This is a genomic window from Oleiphilus sp. HI0132 (assembly GCF_001635845.1).
In genome coordinates this window covers 1-686 of sequence record NZ_LWGJ01000806.1, presented here as the reverse complement: position 1 = coordinate 686, position 686 = coordinate 1, and the positions used below count along the sequence as shown (strand labels likewise).

The 686-nt window shown below is 46.5% G+C and carries 1 protein-coding gene; it reads right to left on the bottom strand.

Annotation, left to right across the window (positions count from 1 at the left end):
- The coding region (locus A3766_RS09335; protein WP_197479475.1) for an FHIPEP family type III secretion protein at positions 1-686 on the bottom strand (686 nt) is incomplete at both ends.

The window sequence follows — 686 nt, the reverse complement described above, 5'->3', positions numbered from 1 at the left end:
ACATATTAGGCTGAGCACCTGACCTGCGAGCACCCGGAGCGCTTGCTTCAACCTCTTCACCTTTCGATCTCTTGTTTTGACCATACCAAGCAAAAAATGCTAAACCGCCACCCAAACCCAAGAATGCCAAATGAGGCATGCCCGGTACCAGACCCATTGCGATAAGAATGCCTGAGGCCACATATAAAGCCTTTGGGGATAGAAACATCTGATCAAGAACTTGTGACGACATGTCCTGCATACTACTAACACGTGTCACCATAATTGCTGCGGCGGTAGAAAGTAGTAGCGAAGGAATCTGTGCAACCAAGCCATCACCAATAGTCAGTAGCGAATACTTTTCCATTGCATCAGAGAATTCTAGATCATGCTGCACCATGCCAATAGAGAGACCGCCTATGATATTGATCGCTAAAATCAACAAACCCGCAATGGCATCACCACGAACAAACTTACTGGCACCATCCATAGAACCATAAAAGTCAGCCTCCGTTGCAATTTCTTCACGACGTGACTTGGCTTCTTCCTGTTCGATAATGCCAGCATTAAGATCAGCATCAATCGCCATCTGTTTACCCGGCATCGCATCGAGCGTAAAGCGCGCACTAACCTCCGAGACCCTGCCAGCACCCTTTGTTACAACAACAAAGTTAATAATCATCAAAATAGCAAAGACAACCAAACCG